Source organism: Balneolaceae bacterium, assembly GCA_034521495.1.
In the GTDB taxonomy this organism is placed as follows: Bacteria; Bacteroidota; Rhodothermia; order Balneolales; family Balneolaceae; genus Rhodohalobacter.
The window spans coordinates 140,522-158,123 of sequence record JAXHMK010000016.1 but is presented as its reverse complement, the minus strand read 5'-3'; the positions used below and the strand labels follow the sequence as shown (position 1 = coordinate 158,123).

Genomic DNA, 17,602 nt, shown 5'->3' with positions numbered 1-17,602 from the left:
ACGCGTCTACCAATTCCGCCACCGAGGCACATCATTTCAAGACCTCAAATATAAGGGTAGCCCCGGTTCTTCTACAAGAAGATTTTTGGATTATTTTTTATCGGTTTACTGAAATTTACTCATCTTTACCTAATTGGAATTGGTTTTATGAAATTTAGCCCAAAAATAAACCGGGAGTCCGGCCAAGAGAATTGCAACACCAGCTAATGCACCTGTGCCGGTGAATGCCAGGCTTGAATAAAGCATATAACCGCAGGCGATTAAAAAAAGAACCGGAGTGACAGGGTAGAGGGGGACAGAAAAGGGACGCTGGTCTGTCTCAGATCGGTAACGAAAGATGAAGAGAGTGACAGTGGTTAATAATAAGAAGAACCAGAAAACAGGAGCCGTGTAATCAACCATAGTTTGAACCGCCTGCTGAGACCATGCGCCCAGACCCACCAGTATCAACGCAATGCCCCCCTGTACAATCAGCGCATTGACCGGTGTGTTGTTAGAGGATTTCCATCTTCCCATAAACCGGAGAAGCGGAAAATCACGGCCCAGGGCGTAATTGGTTCTGGCACCTGTAATGATTGTTGCATTTGCCGTAGATAGCGCCGTTGCGATGACAATGATCGCGACTATGAACGTGCTTTCATTTCCAAAAAGTTGAGTAGTTAATTCAGCACCGACCGTTTCAGAATTTTGCAGATGTTCGAGGCCGAGTACCTGCAGGTATGCAACATTGACCAGTACGTACAGTGCTGTAATAATAAAAATGCCAAACAGGAGTACTTTCATCATATTTCGTTTCACATCCTGAATTTCTCCGGAGAGATAGGCTGCTTCATTCCATCCGCCGTATGTTAGCAGAACAAAGATCATGGCAGCACCTACCGACCCTCCTGAGAACAATCCGTCACCGGGCGAGGCGGAATTAGATACCGAAGGGAGTGATTCCGCAGATATAAATGCAAACAGAGATAAAACAACAAGCATCAGGATGATAGACGCTGTAAGAACATTTTGAATACGCCTGGAGGGATCTGTTCCCAATAGATTAACACCGGTCAGAACCACAATGGTAAGAATCGCATAGATGGTTGAGCTATGAAGGCCCAAATCAAGAATTAAGGAAGCATAATCGCCGAGAATAAAAGCAATCAGGGCAATTGAGCCGGTTTGAATTACTGTCATGCGCCCCCATGTAAACAGGAATCCCACGGATGAACCAAATGCATTGCTCAGGAAATGATATTCGCCTCCGGCATCGGGTTTTGAGGAGGCAAGTTCGGCATAGCAAAGTGCACCCATTAAAGAGATAAATCCGCCTGCCACCCAGAATGCAATGAACTGAAATTCACTGGCTGAGTTACTCGCTACAATTGGCGGAAGACGGAAAATTCCGATTCCGACAACAATTCCAACAACTACCGCAATAGAGCTCAGAGTTGTAAATACCGGTCGAATTTGCTCCCGGGATATTCTATTCATTCTTCATCCAATGTAGCTGACCACCGATCAATACGGTTTAATTCTTCATTGTGAATCTGTGCATATCCCCGGACAGAATGATCCTCAACGGAGCCGCTGAAGATGTAACGGGTGTTGCTGATTTCATCATGAGCAATCAGTGTCAATCGTTTTCCGCTGAGGGTAGCCTCTTCAGTAGTTAACTCTAAATCTCCTGCTCTCAAGGTAATATCAACCTCCTGGTAGGTTTGATTGATCTGCATGGAAAACGATTGGCCGGCGGTTTCCCATTGCCAATTTCCGTCAACATCAGCAGGGATTACCCAATAATAGATATCGCGATTAGCGTATCGTTCAGCTTTATCAGGCTGCCACTCGTCCATATCAAAACTATGTGAAACCACACGAGTGCCCGGGCTGAGTTTGTCAAGAAGATATGGCCGTAATTTTACATTTACAGAACTGAGAAGATACATGGTAATGACAGATGCCTGGCTGAAATCCGTTTCAAAAATGTCTGCTTCCCTGAAGATAACCCGGTCTGAAACTCCCTCAGATTCAGCATTTTCCCTGGCTTCCCTCACCCGGGTAGGATTTAGATCGATGCCGTGGCCAACGGCGCCTCTTTTTGCAGCAGCTATTACAATTCGTCCGTCTCCCGATCCGAGATCAATCACATAATCACCGGGTCCTACGTCAGCCAGGTCGAGCATAACTTCAACCACATCACTGGGTGTTGGCACGTAAGGAACATCCAGGTTCTGGGCATTTGAAACAGGAATAAAAAACATCAGAAAAACTGAAATAAAAAAACCAGCTTTTAAAAATTCGGTGAGCGGCTTTCTGATAGGGTGCTGTGAATCTGCGATAAGCTCTTGTCTTTTAAAATGAATGTTATTCTTTTTTGTGTTCATTGGATGAACTCCGATTGGTTACCAATTCTGTTAAATCCTCCGTGATAGAATGCCATCAATGAATCTAATTGTTAGAGGATGGTTCCTGCATATTTAGATGGCAAATCATGAATACTATTATAAATAAAACATTATCAACAAAAGTTTTATAAATATTTGTAATGATTTCATAGCTGTCCAAGACATTTAAAGAAAGAGAAGAAATCTACCTTTTTTATCTCTGAGAAAAGGTATTTATAAGATGGTAAAACCAGACCACCTGAATTGGAGTTTTCTAACACCTAATCATATTGATCAGCATTGTATCTGTTTAGCGATCTGTAGATAAAAATCGAATCACTGGCAAAACTGGTGAGGGTGAAACGATGAATGGTCTTGAACCGAGTGTTTTCGCGCTAAATAAGTACTCCGCATTAGCTCATCAGGGAGAAACATTTTTGACAGGTTTAAATGATTTAAATATCGGGATAGGTAATAATGAATCAGATAAACGAATATTGAATTCGATATTTGGCGATAACTGGTTGAAGGGCTAATGTTACAACCTTTTAAAAAAAGGTAGTTAGACAGGTGCCAGTAAAACAAGAGAAGGCTTTGCAAAACTCTGACCGTCATCCTGAACTTGATTCAGGATCTCCAGATACTGGCTATAAAGACGAATGGAGAATCTGAATCGAGTTCAGATTGACCAATAACCACGGTTTTGCAAAGCCCTCCAAGAATTCAAAAAATATTTAGTGTTTTAGTGCATTTGTGAACTATTTCAAGTGAGGAAATTTACACTTCTTATCAATCTTGAGGTATTTGAATGTAGTGGTTCTAACACTAATTGATGCTGAACAAAATGATCCTCAATTTCGTTAGGATTGATATAGTATATAGACAGATATAAGAAAATCAGAACGATAAAATATAGGGGCATATGAAATACCGAACATTGGGAAATAGCGGACTAACAGTAAGTGAAGTAGGATTGGGAACCATGCAGTTTGGAGAAGCGATGCAGATGGGTGGCCTGGGCCAGAAAGAAACAAATGAAATGGTACAGTTTGCGCTCGATCATGGAATTAATTTTATAGATACAGCGAATGTTTACAGCCTTGGGGAGAGTGAAAAACTGCTCGGAAACGCCCTGAAAGGCATTCGTGAAGATCTGGTTTTAGCTACAAAATTCCGGCTGCCGATGGATGAGCATCTCATACATAGTGGAGCGACGAGAGGGAATATTATGCATTCGGTGGAAAAAAGCTTGCAAAGACTGCAGACAGACTATATAGATCTGTACCAGGTGCACAGCTGGGATCCATACACTCCCCTCGAAGAAACATTACGGGCGTTTGATGATCTTGTTAAACAGGGAAAAGTCCGGTATATCGGGTTGAGTAATTACATGGCTTGGCAGGCAGCTACTGCACTTGGTATCCAGGAGAAAGAGGGGCTTGAAAAATATGTGACTGCCCAGATGTACTACAGTCTTGTGGGGCGGGACCTTGAAAACGAATTCATGTCGTTCGCGAAATATAATAATATAGGTATTCTTGTCTGGAGTCCGCTGGCTGGCGGTTTTCTCAGCGGTAAATACGACCGTGACAATCCGCCACCGGAGGGAACCCGTTTTGCCGAAGCCGGTCAGTTTGTTCCGTTTGATGTGGATAAAGGATTTGAAATTGTAGATGTGCTTAAGAAAGTGGCGAACCGTCATGGAGTAAGTCCGGCTCGTGCATCACTGGCATGGACGCTCTCCCGGGAAAACATCAGCAGTGTATTGATTGCTGCACGTAATCTGGATCACCTGGAAGACAACATCAAGGCGGTGGATCTGGATCTGAGCGACGAAGATTTGAAAGAGCTGAATGAGGTCTCCGATCCGGGCGTTCCCTATCCGCGCTGGATGGTTTTACAACAGGCGATGGCTGAAGATCCGAGAGCCAAAGCTCTTGAGCCGGAGAAATTTAAAGATGGCGCCCCATGGGATGATCTGCGGTTTAAGAAAATGCCGCTGGAAGGGGACACAGATTAACGACATTGATTTAAGGATCTAACAGCTTCAAAATACGTAACACGTTTTGGCACTCACTCAGCTTCTGTTAGTTGTTTTTGATATCAGGGCAGTGGAACGCGTTCGGAAAAGTGGGCGAATACGGCTTAGATGATCATTCAACCAGGTCAGTCGGGATAGAATTCCCGGATGTCGTTAAACAGACAGATTTTGAATCAAGTTTAGAATGACTTTTTTGTCATTTGTGATAGGTAGTAAGTTTAATTTAAAACAATCGTAAAACATGAAAGCAGCTTATATAGATGAAACCGGAACTCTCGATTCAATAAAAATTGGAGATGTTGAACCTCCCGAATTAAAAGAAGGGGAGGTACTTGTTCGTGTGAAAGCTGCCGGAGTGAACCCGGTGGACGCAGCAATTGTACAGGGCTACATGGAGGGACGATTACCTCATCAGTTTCCGATGATTCCGGGCTGGGACCTCTCCGGTGTGATTGAGGAGAGAGGACATGGAGCCCGGCGTTTCGATACCGGAGATGAGGTGTATGGTTACGCCCGTCGTCCAACTGTTCAGTGGGGAACCTTTGCAGAGCATGTAGTAATCCCTGAAAGTTATCTTGCCAAAAACCCCAAAAGTGTTTCACATAAAGAAGCCGGGGCGATTCCACTGGTGGGCTTAACGGCGTATCAATCGTTGTATGATGCAGGGAATTTGCAGGAAGGCCAAACCGTCCTGATTCTCGGTGCTTCCGGCGGAGTCGGGACATTTGCCATCCAACTTGCAAAGGCCCGCGGAGCTACTGTTATTGGCATTGCCAGTGAGAAAAATCACGATTATATGAAAGAGTTAGGGGCTGATGAAACGATCACTTATGAGGATACTGACATTTCAGAGGCAGTTCTTGATGCTACACCGGGCGGAGTGGATCTGATTTTTGATTGCAGTCGTGGTGATGCCCTCCAGAGAAGTTTAAAAACTCTTAAAAATGGCGGGAAACTGGTTTCTATTACAAAAAGTAACCCCGATATCGATTCAAATATCGATCATGAATATGTGTTTGTGGAACCGAACTCCAAACAACTGGATCATCTGAGAGAGTTGGTAGATGATGATAAAATTTCAGTTCCGGTTTCAAAGACCTTTTCGCTCGATCAGGCTGCTGAGGCCCTTAAGCAGATTCAAACACTTCATACAAAGGGTAAGATTGTAATCGAGCCTTAAGCTGAATTATTTACAGAATCATATTTAATCAAAAAATCCTATCAGAATGAAAATAATTATAGCGGGCGCAACAGGAACCATCGGCAGCAAAGTAACGGATGATCTTGAAAGCGATCATGAAGTGATAAAAGTTGGATCCAGCAGTGGAGATATCCATGCAGATATTACTGATTCTGATTCAATTGAAGATCTTTTTAAAGAAGTTGGTTCTTTTGATGCTCTCGTCAGCGCAACCGGAGCCGGACATTTTGGTCCGATACGGGATATGACCGAAGAGGATTTCAGGGTTGGGTTAAACAGCAAATTAATGGGACAGGTTAATCTCGTTTTGAAAGGCCAAAACTACATAAATCCCAACGGTTCATTTACATTGGTTTCCGGAATTTTGTCGGAAGATCCCGTGTACGCATCCAGCAACCTGGCGGCTGTAAATGGAGCGATCAACAGTTTTGTAAAAGCAGCAGCCAGAGAGTTGGAGAACGGTGTGCGAATAAACGCCGTAAGTCCTGGTGTTGTGGAAGATTCTCCCGAATTTTTTGATGCATTTCCGGGTCATAAACCAGTTTCTATGGAGAATGTAGTGCGAGGTTATCGCAAGAGTATTCTTGGAAAGATTACTGGTGAAGTGGTGAAAGTTTATTAACAATTTGGAAGCATTTTATCCGTCAGACCGCTTGAAACGGTCTGACGGTTTTGACTGAGTTGGAAACTGTGAACGATTGGAAAAAACCTGGCAGAGCGATTGTGTTTTTCAATCTCCTGCCAGAGTTGCATTTAAAGGGTGGGCAGATTTAGGTTTTAAAATAGGAATCCGAACTCTGAAAGGAACTACGCTCCGCTCAGTGCTCTTTCAGGTTCTCTTTCCAGAAGCTTCACTCAGCGAAAAAATCCGGTCCATCGGAACCCACTTCTGACCTTCTTTGGCAAACGGGAGGCGCTTTTGATAGTTGTCCATCAGCGTTTCCCACTCCTGTACTTTAGAATTCTTACGATCTGCCTCAGCCTTCGCTTCAGCATCAAAATTATCTTCGGTCTCCATAATCATAAAAAGCCGGTTGGCAACATTATAAATCTCCATATCAAGAATCCCGGCATCGGTAATGCTCTCTAATACTTCCGGCCAAACATTCTCATGATGTTCAATATATTTTTTGATGAGATCGGGATCATCTTTCAGATCAAGAGCAAAACAGAAACGTTTCATACGAGGTGGTTTAATGTTCCAGGTCTAAAGTTTAAGGTACCAGCTTCCAGAGTCCAGTATCCAGCACCCCTTAAGCAATTGTCATTTTTCGATTACTGAACCCGAAATAGGCAACCACCAGGAAGCAGATCAGCGGGATGAAGAAGGAGAGGTGAATGCTGCCTGTGATATCAGACACCTGTCCCTGGATAGCGGTTAAAACAGCACCGCCGAGTATTGCCATAATCAAACCGGAACCCGCAATTTTGCGATCTCGACCGAGTCCCTTAGAAGCCAGACCAAAGATGGTTGGGAACATGAGTGACATACATCCGGAGATTCCAACCAAAGCAAGTACGCCTGCAAATCCTCCCACAAAGATAACCAGAAGGAGAAAAACTACAGCTACAAATGCACTCCAGATCAAGAGTATGGAGCCGCGGAAACGTTTGAGCAATCCCGTAAATGCAAACCGCATGACCGTGAAAAGAATCAAAGCAGCCAGGTAGTAGTTGGAAGCCCCGCTTTCATCCAGGCTAAGCTCGGCCATCACGTAACGAATAGTATACGACCAAACTCCAATCTGTGCACCCACATAGAAAAACTGAGCAACAACTCCCCATTTATAGTTTGAATTGGATAAAAGATTTTTCAGGGAATCTCTAATATTGAGGCTCTCCTCAAGATTTGAAAATGAAGGCATTTTGATCGTTGCAATGATGATCCAAATAACAAGCAGTAAAAGAGCTACTCCAACATAGGGACCCATCACAGCCGAAAGTTCTTGTTGCTGCATGATTGTAAGCTCTTCCGGGCTGAGTCCGGCCCGGGTTGTGGCATCAGCGGTGTTCAGGTGTTCAAGAATAAAAAACTTACTCAAAATTACCCCGGTGATTGAACCGATTGGATTAAACGCCTGAGCCAGATTAAGCCGTTGAACACTGTTTTCTTCAGAACCCATTGCCAGGATATAAGGATTGGCTGTTGTTTCCAGAACGGATAATCCACCGGCGAGAATAAAAAGGGCAGTCAAAAAATGACCGTAAACCATTGTTTGGCTGGCGGGATAGAATAATAGCGCTCCAAGGATGAAGAAACCTAAACCAAGAAGAATACCAGATTTATACGTGAACTTTCTGATAAAAATTGCTGCTGGCAGAGCAAGACAGAAATAGGACCCGTAAAATGCCACCTGAATCCATGAGGTTTGGAAGTCCGTCATGCTCATGATCCGTTTGAACGCGGCCAGGAGCGTATCCGTCATATTATTGGCCAGTCCCCACATAAAAAACATGCTGGTAACAAGGATGAAGGGAATCAGATATTTTCTATCAACAACAGAGCTTCGCATGTTTTCTGGTTTAATGTTCATGGTAAAAGTACCCCGGGTCGCCTGAGCCGGGAAAAGCGATGTAAATACTAATTCAGATAGCGCAAACGACCTCGTTTGTGTTCAACTATTAAGTAAGACTCAGATGGCGCAAACGTCCTCGTTTGTGCCACAACATTTCTTCGTAAGGCAAAAGTCGAATGCCTGCGCCATCTTAGAGTTCACGAGGACCCTCAAAGTGCGCCAGCTCCTTGAAGAGCCGATAACATTTGTACCTAACAGTTACATAAGGCACAAGCGAGACGCTTGCGCCATCTCGAATCCGCAATCCACAATCCACATCTTGTATCCTGAATCATGCCTGATACGCGCGGTCAAAATGTACATAACCGCCATCTACAAACAGCCACTGACCGGTGGTATGTGAACTGCGATCACTCAACAGAAACAGTGCTGTATCAGCAATCTCTTCGGAAGTTGTAAAGCGTTTTTCAAGCGGTATTCGATTTTCAATTTCTGAAAGTCGTTCCTCGGGATTATCAAAAGATTGTATCCATTTTCTGTAAAGCGGAGTCATTACTTCGGCTGGCACAATTGCGTTTACCCGAACTCCATATTGTGCCAGTTCTACGGCCCACTCGCGAGTGAGAGCCAGTTGTGCACCTTTGCTTGCAGCATAGCCTGATGTACCTCCCTGTCCAGTGAGAGCTGTTTTTGAGCTGATATTTACAATAGCTCCTTTTGTTTTTTTGAGATGTGGAAGTGCATAATGCACCAGGTCGTAGTAGTGCAAAAGGTTCGTTGTGACTGACTCCCTGAATTCATCAGGTCCGCCAGATTCGAGACCTGCTCCGTCATTCACACCAGCATTGTTAACTATTCCATGCAGGGCTCCGAATGTATTAACGGCTTTTTGAACTGTATCTTCGCAGACTTCCGGATTGGGCAGATCGGCGATTACGTTCAGACATTCTCCGCCTTTTTTTTCAATTTTTTTCTTAAGCTCAATACTGGCCTCTTCAGATCGTCCAAGAATTACAGGAATAGCTCCTTCATTCACCAATCCCCATACAATAGATTCCCCAATGCCTTTTGCTCCGCCTGTTACAATGAACACTTTATTTTTTAGATGTAAATCCATAGTAATCTATTCCTTTAGTTGATAAAATTCGGCAGCTGTTTCGCCCATAATGTCGCTGTATTCCGTTTGACTCAACCCATCGAGGAAATCATCAATAATACCGATCACTTCTTCATATTCAGCAGCGAGCAGACAGACCGGCCAATCGGAACCTATCATCAGCCGATCAGCTCCAAAATGTTCCAGGCACGTTTCCAGGTAAGGAGTAAAATCTTTCGTTTGCCAGTGATTCCAATCAGCTTCGGTGACCATTCCCGATAGTTTTACGTAAATGTTGGGGAAATCAGAAAGTTTTTCCATGGATGAAGCCCAGTCTTCAAATGAACTTTCTTTGATGACAGGCTTTGCGATGTGATCAATCACAAAATGCATCTCAGGGAATCTTTTCACGAATTCGATACACTCCCGAAGCTGGTTTTCAAATATCAGGATATCATATCGGAATCTTGTTTTTTGAAGGGCTTCGATGCCACTGATAAAACGTTCATCTAACATCGATCCAGTTGGTTCACCTTGTAAAATTTCTCTGAATCCTTTCAGTTTTTTAAACTGATCAAAGTGTACAAGCCGCTGCTCAAGTTTTGGGGATTTCAGATCAACCCAACCCACAACTCCTTTGATGAATTCATGCTTTTCAGCAAGGGTAAGCAGGAAATTGGTTTCTCGTTCGGATTGATCGGCTTGAACCGTAATACAGCCATCAAATTCTGCATCAGATAGATGGGGTTCAAGATCTTGTGGCATAAAGTCCTGTTTCAGAACTTCCATGGAGTCGTCAATCCACTGATCGCGAACAGGATCATACTTCCAAAAATGTTGATGTGAATCGATTTTCATCACTTACCTGAGTTCGATATTATTTTATCGATGATCATTTGATTCATCTTTTTCCTGAACTTTCGTTTACCAGTTATTTTTCTTGATAAGCAACAGCCGTTTGTTTGGATGCGCCAAGACCGTCAATTCCCAGTTCCATGACATCACCGGGTTTGAGATATTTTGGAGGATTAAAGCCAAGTCCAACACCTTCAGGTGTTCCGGTTGAGATAATATCACCAGCTTGTAAACTCATAAATTGCGACAAGTAACTGATCACCTGCGGGATGTTGAAAATGAAATCCTTTGTATTTCCATCCTGAAGAGTTTCACCATTTAATTTTAACCAAAGACGCAGATTGTGGGGATCGGCGATTTCATCTTTGGTCACCAGGTAGGGACCTACCGGTGCAAATGTATCGCAGCTCTTTCCTTTCACCCACTGTCCGCCTCGTTCAAGCTGGAACTCCCGCTCGCTTACATCATTATGGACGGCATAACCCGCCACATACTCCATCGCTTCCTCTTCGCTCACATAACTGGCTTTTTTGCCAATGATAACAGCCAGTTCTACTTCCCAATCGGTTTTTTTACTGTTTTTCGGAATGATGACCGGGTCGTAAGGACCTGTAAGTGATGATGTGGCTTTGAAGAAAACGACCGGCTCTTTGGGAATCTCTGATCCGCTTTCGGCCGCATGTTTGCTGTAGTTAAGTCCGATACATACAATTTTCCCCGGCTTTGAAATAGGCACTCCGATGCGTTCGGAATCTGAAATTTTTGATGCATCAGCAGGATCAAAATCAGATTGCAGTTTTTGGAGTCCGCCGCTTGTAAAGAACTCTTCATTATAATCATCAACGAGATGGCTGGTATTATACTTTACACCATCTACTTCAATACCAGGTTTTTCGGCTCCCGGTTTACCGTATCTAAATAATTTCATTATATAGTTTTATATGATTCAGGTTGTTTCTATTAGAACCTGCGAGAGTCCGACAGGTCCTCGCAGAGTTCGGTAGTTGTGCAAAAAAACTCTTTCAGGAGCTTCCGCACTCTGAAAGGATTTTTCGCATCCATTAGTTATTGATATTTATAAATCCACCATCAATCGGGTAATCGGTTCCGGTGATAAAATCAGCTTTATCGGAACATAGAAACAGGGCAAGATTAGCAACCTCTTCCGGTTTTGCCATTCGCCCGATTGGCTGGGTATTTGATAATTTTTCAAACATCTCTTTCTCTTTTCCCGGGTAATTTTGAGCTAAATATCCATCCACAAATGGTGTATGTACACGGGCGGGGGAGATGGAGTTGCAGCGCACACCATCATCAATATAATCTTTGGCAACAGAGTAGGTCATTGTCAAAACGGCCCCTTTGGTCATGGTATAGGCAAATCGGTCGGGAATGCCCACGTGGGAAACCACCGATGCCATATTTAAAATACAGCCTTTGGTTTTCTTCAGAGATCGAATTGAGGCCTGGATGCAGTTAAAAATTCCTTTGATGTTTACGCTGTAAAGCCGGTCGAGATCTTCTTCGCTTGTATGTTCAATATTCCCGATATGGGCAATACCCGCATTATTCACTAAGATATCGATCGGTTCGGTTTCAGTGATTTTTTCTATGATATCATGAACTTGTTTATGATTCGAGACATCACACTGATGGATTTCGATGTCGTGATCGCCTTCAATTTTGGCATCCTCTTCGATTTCAAGAACATGAACTTTTGCGCCATTGGCTGCAAATACGTTGGTAATTGCCAATCCAATGCCGCTTACTCCGCCGGTTACGATTGCTGTCTTGTTTTCTAATTCCATGTTTTTCGAATTACCTTTGATTTACGTTCGTAATTTGATAGAAATTTGAACTCTTTAAAATTTGCCACAAAAGCAGATAAACACGAAAGTTTTTTGTGATTTAATGTTTTCGTGGCGCAAAATGCAATTAATGTTGATTAAATACCCGGACTGAATTTTAGTTTCGAGAATCATCCCCCTGCGCCCCCTTCAGAGGTGGACTTCTTCTCTTCAGAATTATGCCAAATTTTTCCGTTTGGAAATTCATAATCTTTCAGAGATTCTGGCTTCATTTCAATGCTGTATCCTGGTTTTTTTGGAGGGATGTAAGCTCCGTTTTTGATTTCAACCGGATCAACAAAATGTTCATGCAAGTGGTCCACATATTCGATAATGCGGTTCTCCTTACTTCCACTGATAGCAATGTAATCAATCATCGACAGATGTTGAACATATTCGCACAAACCAACACCGCCGGCATGCGGACAAACCGGAATGCCAAATTTGGCAGCCATCAACATAATAGCAAGATTTTCATTTACACCCCCCACACGACAGCTATCAATCTGGCAAATATCCATCGCTTCGGCCTGCATTAACTGTTTGAAAATTACACGATTCTGGCAGTGCTCGCCGGTGGCAATTTTAATTGGCTTAATCTCTTTCCCGATTGCGGCATGACCTATAATATCGTCGGGACTGGTGGGTTCTTCAATCCAATAAGGGTCAAAATCTGCCAGGGATTTCATGTTGGAGATCGCTTCATCCACATTCCATTTCTGATTGGCGTCCATCATCAGTTTCATGTCTGATCCAATCTCTTCACGGATGATTCCGGCACGTCGCCTGTCATCCTCCAGGTCTGAGCCCACTTTCATTTTGAGATGAGTAAAACCTTCTTCCCTGGCTTCCCGGCTCAGGCGGCGGATTTTCTCATCCGAATAACCCAGCCAACCGGCCGAAGTGGTGTAAGCCGGATAGCCATTTTGTGTCAGGTCTTCAATTCGTTCTTGTTTAGATGATTCCTGTTTTTGTAAAATATTAAGAGCTTCCTCAGGAGTGATGGCATCTGTGATATATGTAAAATCAACACATTGTACAAGTTCTTCGGGAGACATATCCGCTAAAAGCCTCCAAAGTGGTTTCTCTTCAACTTTTGCATACAGGTCCCAAACAGCGTTGACGATTGCTCCTGTTGCAAGATGGATTACACCTTTTTCGGGTCCCAGCCATCGGAGTTGACTGTCGCCGGTTATCATCTTCCAGAAAGCTCCCATATCAGAGGTAAAGTCGCTGAGTTGCTTTCCCTCAATCAAGTAAGACATGGATTGAATGGCCTGTACACAGATCTCGTTTCCCCGCCCGATGGTAAATGTAAGTCCATGGCCTTCATACTCTGAATCTGTTTTTAAAATCACGTAGGCAGCAGAATAATCGGGATCGGGATTCATGGCATCTGAGCCATCCAGTGACTGGCTGGTAGGAAACCGAATATCTTTTACTTTTACATCTGTTATGGTGATATCCATCTCTATTTTATTTAAAACTTTATATCAATCTAATATTTATAAATGAATGTACATACATTCACAAAGAGTGTAGGAAAAAGTTGTTAAAGATGTTAAACAGATCTTGATATTTCCTGAGGTGAATTCATTTAATGTTTTGAGATTCAAAAGTGAATGAACAATCTGTATATTTCAGACTTCAAATATCCCAGAACTGAATGATCTATTTATGTCAAATCGTGTATTAACAATAACCATGAATCCCGCTGTGGATGTAAACAGCGAGGCAGATAAAGTGGTTACCAATCAAAAAGTGAGATGCGAAAAACCAGATTATGATCCCGGAGGAGGCGGAATAAATGTAGCCCGGGTTTTAACAAGATTAGGCATACAGGCAAATGCTTTTTATTTAGCCGGCGGGATTACAGGTGAATATCTTACATATCTTCTGGATGAGGAGAATGTCCCTCATAAACATAGTAAAATCAATGGAATGACAAGAGAAAATACGTCGGTGATTGACAGGAATACCGGTGAGCAGTATCGGTTTGTATTTCCGGGGCCAACTATTGAAAATGCAGAATGGAAAAACACACTTGACTGGATAGAGGAGAACCTAAATGACTTTGATATAGTTGTGGGCAGCGGAAGTTTGCCCCCTGGTGTACCCACAGATTTTTACAGCATGGTTGGATCAATTGTTTTGGAAAATGGGAAAGAGTTTATCCTGGATACATCAGGTGATTTTCTTTCAGAAGGATTGAAAAACGGGGCCACATATATCAAGCCAAATCAGGAGGAATTTGAAGAGCTAAAGAAACAGAAAGAAGCTGATTCAATGGATGACCTTCTTGAGCAACTTTTTAGCCAGGGTGTTGAAAATGTTATCTATACTCTTGGAAGCGAGGAAACAAAGCTCATCAATAAAAATGGATCCACAAGCTTTAAACCTCCACAAATTGAAGTAAACAGTTCTATTGGAGCTGGAGATAGTTTTGTAGGAGGACTTGTGGCCGGATTAGTTACCGGTATGAGTACCAGGGATGCCGTGCTTTTTGGAATAGCCACAGCAGCAAGTACATTAAAAAGTTTTGGGACAGATCTATGTGAACTTGAGGATGTAAAATCGATTTACAAGGATCTTTCATCGACAAAAAAATCATAATTAGAAGGCTTTGCAAAACTCTGACCGTCATCCTGAACTTGATTCAGGATCTCCAGATACAGGCTATAAAGACGAATGGAGAATCTGAATCGAGTTCAGATTGACCAGTAACCACGGTTTTGCAAAGCCCTCAATTAGAACATTTGATATGTTAGCTCTTGACATTTGAAATTTAAGATACCCGTAACCTCATTTCGATTAATAAAAACGAATGAAAAAGTCTCCCCTAACAAGGGGAGATTTAGAGGGGTGTTCATTGGTTTTGCATATTACTGATGGACATCCCCCTGTTTCCCCCTTTTTTAAGGGGGACTATCAAGAATCTAACTTATGAATCGAACTCAGGTCCGTAGCTAAATTCGGCCTGGCAATCTCTTTTCACACTACATTCGTGAGATATACACTGGAAGGGGTTGGAGTCCCGTGATGTTAATTTCGGTGTATTTCAGTGAGTTAATAAAGATGGCTTGAGCGAAACAATTATTCTGGAGTGCGATAAACAGCCATCAAAAGAGGAAACAGGTGTAGAAATTTACGAGGGAAAAGCCGGTTTTATGAATGTGCTAATTGACAATCAGTCACGATAAAGAGTGCAACAGGGCAGGGATCTACTCGGAAACCTGATGTAATAATCACTATGATCCGGGCTGAATATATGAGCCGCCTCCTTTCCACGTGCCTTTTTCAAATACAAGCTTATAGATTTCACGATCATCTTCCCTTACGAAACTTACCTCTCCTTCTATCTGCTTGACAAGGGCATCCATGATACGCGCATCGAGGGATTGAGAATCATTAATATCAACATTTCCATTTTTTGACAGTGCGTTACTTTCCACGGAAATAGTTACATGCCCATTCTCAGTTGTTAATTGCATGTTGATAAACGGATTTTCAACTTCGTTGAACTCTTTGGCATTTGTATAAACAAGCATTTCATTACAGATCAACCCAACAGGAATGGCTTGGTTGATATTTAGTTCCAGCTCCTGGATCTCTTTTTGGTAATCTATCTCAGTATCATTCAGTTCGAAAATATGATTCAAAAACTTAACCTGTTCATTCAGATACCATTTAAAATCGATATTTGGTTCTTTTTCAACGCCTTTAAAATTCTCATAGATCAATGAAAGTGATTTAAGACGGGTTTTATAATGATAGAGGACATCATTTAGGTGTTTAGAATCCGAGTACATTAATTGCAACTCCAGGAGTGCAGACATCAGTGCAATATTGTTTTTTACACGGTGATGAACTTCAGCCAGTAGAATCTCTTTTTCTTCAAGAGCCTGTTTTATCCTGGCTTCATCTTCTTTTTGTTGCGTTACGTCTTCGAGAATTGCGATAAGATATTGAACATGATTATTCGCGTCATAAACGGCTGCCTTTGTTACTTTTCCCGTAAAGTACTCACCACTCTTGCGCCTGTACTTCTTTTCCATATTATAACTTGATATGACCCCATCTACGATATCCTGGTCTAATTGGCGGCCTTTACCAATATCATCGGAGTGAATAAAATCTTCAAAATTCAAATTTAAAAGTTCTGTTTTGCTGTAGCCGAGCAGTTTGCAGAGGGTTTTATTAACCAGTAACCACTTTTCGTTCGGTTTGTGATGGGCAATTCCGACCGGAGCGTGCTCAAATGTGGCTTTAAATTTGTTCTTCTCCTCTTTCGTCTCTTGAAACAAATTTTCTATCAGCAGGTTGCTTTGATAGATTAAAAAAAAGATTAAAACGCCGCTGGCAAGTACATAAAACCATCCTTTGTAAGATTGAACCCGGGTGATTGTATCGACATCATCAAACATTGTGAGAACGGCCTGGTCGGAATATTGAATCCACAGCGCCCCTACAATAATGTAGATAAGGGTTATGATGAACGGACTCCCTTTTATAATTCTTTTTAACTTATCCATATACTCAAGTAACTGATTGATTTTTATAAAGCAAGTTAATTTTCTGTTTAAATCAAAACTGCTTTTTAAAATCGATCTTTTTAAAAGATCTTAAAGCTGTTAATTTGAATAAATTTCATCAATAAACATATCCTCTATATGAAAGCAATTATTTACTTTTTCCTGTTATCTCCTTTGGCTTTCGGTCTTTTTGGATCGATAACAAGTACCAAACATGAGATGTCAGAATTTATGAATCAGGAAACTCCTCATTCCATCAGAGTGATGTCATTTAATCTTCGTTTGGATACACCAACCGACAGTTCAGATGCATGGCCTCATCGAAAAGAGATGGTTGCACGAACCATGCGATTTCACAAAGCTGATTTTGTGGGAATACAGGAGGGATTGCCGCATCAGCTGGAGCAACTGGATGAAATGCTGCCCTATTTTAACCGCATCGGTGTCGGTAGAAATACGCCAGATGATCCCGGAGAATATTCTGCCATATATTACAAGAAAGATCGGTTTGAACTGATTGAGAACGACACATTCTGGCTTTCGGAAACACCGAATGAAGTTGCAAGTGTAGGGTGGGATGCTGCATTGCCCCGAATTGTTACATGGGGAGAATTCAGAGACAGAGATACCGGCAACAATTTTTTTGTTTTCAATACTCACTTCGATCATAGAGGAAAAAAAGCCCGAAGAGAAAGTGCAGCGTTAATTGTAGATAAGATTTACGAGATTGCCGGAAACCAACCGGTTGTTCTTACCGGTGATTTTAATACCACTGAAAATGATCCGCCGTACAACGTTCTGACTGGATCAGAAGATGGTCAATCAACGGATCTTGAAGATGGATTTTATCATGCTCAACATGGACATCACGGGCCAACATCAACCTGGAATGGGTTTGAGGAAATTCTTCCGGACCGGCGGATCGACTTTATATTCACTAATTCTGGTTTTGATGTGCTAAACCACGCAATTTTAGCGGATCAATATGACGGGCGGTTTCCGTCTGATCATCTGCCGGTGGCTGCGGATATTAAATTTTCAGGGGAATAACGTCTACTCAAGAAAAGGGCACAAGCGGGACGCTTGCGCCATCAGGTGCTTCAAATTATTCTGGAAGGAGTGGATTAATAAGTGTAGAAATTGTT

At 42.4% G+C, this 17,602-nt stretch carries 15 protein-coding genes; 5 read left to right on the top strand and 10 right to left on the bottom strand.

The window, feature by feature from the left end:
- Positions 1-129: 129 nt before the first annotated feature.
- Positions 130-1,476, bottom strand: coding sequence for an APC family permease (locus U5K72_15920; protein ID MDZ7720304.1), 1,347 nt, complete (start codon positions 1,474-1,476; stop codon positions 130-132).
- Positions 1,473-2,369 carry a methyltransferase domain-containing protein gene (locus tag U5K72_15915; GenBank protein ID MDZ7720303.1) on the bottom strand — a complete coding sequence of 299 codons (897 nt, stop codon included), beginning with the start codon at positions 2,367-2,369 and terminating at the stop codon, positions 1,473-1,475. Before U5K72_15915 ends, U5K72_15920 begins: the two co-directional genes overlap by 4 nt.
- A 922-nt stretch (positions 2,370-3,291) precedes the next feature.
- Between U5K72_15915 and U5K72_15910 the strand changes: the two genes are divergently transcribed.
- The 3 genes from U5K72_15910 to U5K72_15900 all read left to right on the top strand — a co-directional run bounded on the left by U5K72_15910 (position 3,292) and on the right by U5K72_15900 (position 6,233).
- Positions 3,292-4,389: an aldo/keto reductase gene (locus U5K72_15910; protein ID MDZ7720302.1), complete on the top strand. Its 1,098-nt coding sequence runs from the start codon at positions 3,292-3,294 to the stop codon at positions 4,387-4,389.
- Between the two features lie 262 nt (positions 4,390-4,651).
- Complete coding sequence (locus U5K72_15905; GenBank protein ID MDZ7720301.1) at positions 4,652-5,590, top strand: NADP-dependent oxidoreductase; 939 nt, start codon at positions 4,652-4,654, stop codon at positions 5,588-5,590.
- A 46-nt stretch (positions 5,591-5,636) separates the two neighbouring features.
- Positions 5,637-6,233, top strand: coding sequence for a short chain dehydrogenase (locus tag U5K72_15900; protein ID MDZ7720300.1), 597 nt, complete (start codon positions 5,637-5,639; stop codon positions 6,231-6,233).
- Positions 6,234-6,440: 207 nt separating this feature from the next.
- Here U5K72_15900 and U5K72_15895 read toward each other — a convergent pair whose 3' ends face one another.
- The 7 genes from U5K72_15895 to U5K72_15865 form a co-directional block, all read right to left on the bottom strand.
- Positions 6,441-6,794 carry an L-rhamnose mutarotase gene (locus U5K72_15895; GenBank protein MDZ7720299.1) on the bottom strand — a complete coding sequence of 118 codons (354 nt, stop codon included), beginning with the start codon at positions 6,792-6,794 and terminating at the stop codon, positions 6,441-6,443.
- Positions 6,795-6,864: 70 nt separating this feature from the next.
- Complete coding sequence (fucP, locus tag U5K72_15890) at positions 6,865-8,145, bottom strand: L-fucose:H+ symporter permease (protein ID MDZ7720298.1); 1,281 nt, start codon at positions 8,143-8,145, stop codon at positions 6,865-6,867.
- A gap of 313 nt (positions 8,146-8,458) precedes the next feature.
- Positions 8,459-9,244: an SDR family oxidoreductase gene (locus U5K72_15885; GenBank protein MDZ7720297.1), complete on the bottom strand. Its 786-nt coding sequence runs from the start codon at positions 9,242-9,244 to the stop codon at positions 8,459-8,461.
- Between the two features lie 6 nt (positions 9,245-9,250).
- Positions 9,251-10,081 (bottom strand): amidohydrolase family protein, encoded by an 831-nt coding sequence (locus tag U5K72_15880; protein MDZ7720296.1) that lies wholly within the window; start codon positions 10,079-10,081, stop codon positions 9,251-9,253.
- 73 nt (positions 10,082-10,154) lie between these two features.
- A complete protein-coding gene (locus U5K72_15875) occupies positions 10,155-11,006 on the bottom strand; it encodes a fumarylacetoacetate hydrolase family protein (GenBank protein MDZ7720295.1) in 852 nt (283 codons plus the stop codon).
- 133 nt (positions 11,007-11,139) lie between these two features.
- Positions 11,140-11,886, bottom strand: coding sequence for an SDR family oxidoreductase (locus tag U5K72_15870; GenBank protein MDZ7720294.1), 747 nt, complete (start codon positions 11,884-11,886; stop codon positions 11,140-11,142).
- Positions 11,887-12,056: 170 nt separating this feature from the next.
- The gene (locus U5K72_15865) at positions 12,057-13,394 is read right to left on the bottom strand and encodes an L-fuconate dehydratase (protein ID MDZ7720293.1); all 1,338 of its coding nucleotides are present in this window, start codon (positions 13,392-13,394) and stop codon (positions 12,057-12,059) included.
- A gap of 208 nt (positions 13,395-13,602) precedes the next feature.
- Here U5K72_15865 and U5K72_15860 point away from each other — a divergent pair, with 208 nt between their 5' ends.
- The gene (locus tag U5K72_15860) at positions 13,603-14,538 is read left to right on the top strand and encodes a 1-phosphofructokinase family hexose kinase (protein MDZ7720292.1); all 936 of its coding nucleotides are present in this window, start codon (positions 13,603-13,605) and stop codon (positions 14,536-14,538) included.
- Between the two features lie 635 nt (positions 14,539-15,173).
- Here the strand turns inward: U5K72_15860 and U5K72_15855 are convergent.
- Complete coding sequence (locus U5K72_15855) at positions 15,174-16,457, bottom strand: PAS domain S-box protein (protein MDZ7720291.1); 1,284 nt, start codon at positions 16,455-16,457, stop codon at positions 15,174-15,176.
- 138 nt (positions 16,458-16,595) lie between these two features.
- On the opposite strand from U5K72_15855, the gene U5K72_15850 reads away from it, so the two are divergent.
- The gene (locus U5K72_15850) at positions 16,596-17,507 is read left to right on the top strand and encodes an endonuclease/exonuclease/phosphatase family protein (protein MDZ7720290.1); all 912 of its coding nucleotides are present in this window, start codon (positions 16,596-16,598) and stop codon (positions 17,505-17,507) included.
- Positions 17,508-17,602: the final 95 nt, after the last annotated feature.

What these genes read in the sequence shown, in the direction of transcription:
- U5K72_15865 (MDZ7720293.1), bottom strand. Translation starts at nt 13,394, where the DNA reads ATGGATATCACCATAACAGATGTAAAAGTAAAAGATATTCGGTTTCCT.
- U5K72_15895 (MDZ7720299.1), bottom strand. Translation starts at nt 6,794, where the DNA reads ATGAAACGTTTCTGTTTTGCTCTTGATCTGAAAGATGATCCCGATCTC.
- U5K72_15855 (MDZ7720291.1), bottom strand. Translation starts at nt 16,457, where the DNA reads ATGGATAAGTTAAAAAGAATTATAAAAGGGAGTCCGTTCATCATAACC.
- fucP (MDZ7720298.1), bottom strand. Translation starts at nt 8,145, where the DNA reads ATGAACATTAAACCAGAAAACATGCGAAGCTCTGTTGTTGATAGAAAA.
- U5K72_15860 (MDZ7720292.1), top strand. Translation starts at nt 13,603, where the DNA reads ATGTCAAATCGTGTATTAACAATAACCATGAATCCCGCTGTGGATGTA.
- U5K72_15875 (MDZ7720295.1), bottom strand. Translation starts at nt 11,006, where the DNA reads ATGAAATTATTTAGATACGGTAAACCGGGAGCCGAAAAACCTGGTATT.
- U5K72_15870 (MDZ7720294.1), bottom strand. Translation starts at nt 11,886, where the DNA reads ATGGAATTAGAAAACAAGACAGCAATCGTAACCGGCGGAGTAAGCGGC.
- U5K72_15920 (MDZ7720304.1), bottom strand. Translation starts at nt 1,476, where the DNA reads ATGAATAGAATATCCCGGGAGCAAATTCGACCGGTATTTACAACTCTG.
- U5K72_15900 (MDZ7720300.1), top strand. Translation starts at nt 5,637, where the DNA reads ATGAAAATAATTATAGCGGGCGCAACAGGAACCATCGGCAGCAAAGTA.
- U5K72_15880 (MDZ7720296.1), bottom strand. Translation starts at nt 10,081, where the DNA reads ATGAAAATCGATTCACATCAACATTTTTGGAAGTATGATCCTGTTCGC.
- U5K72_15850 (MDZ7720290.1), top strand. Translation starts at nt 16,596, where the DNA reads ATGAAAGCAATTATTTACTTTTTCCTGTTATCTCCTTTGGCTTTCGGT.
- U5K72_15885 (MDZ7720297.1), bottom strand. Translation starts at nt 9,244, where the DNA reads ATGGATTTACATCTAAAAAATAAAGTGTTCATTGTAACAGGCGGAGCA.
- U5K72_15905 (MDZ7720301.1), top strand. Translation starts at nt 4,652, where the DNA reads ATGAAAGCAGCTTATATAGATGAAACCGGAACTCTCGATTCAATAAAA.
- U5K72_15915 (MDZ7720303.1), bottom strand. Translation starts at nt 2,369, where the DNA reads ATGAACACAAAAAAGAATAACATTCATTTTAAAAGACAAGAGCTTATC.
- U5K72_15910 (MDZ7720302.1), top strand. Translation starts at nt 3,292, where the DNA reads ATGAAATACCGAACATTGGGAAATAGCGGACTAACAGTAAGTGAAGTA.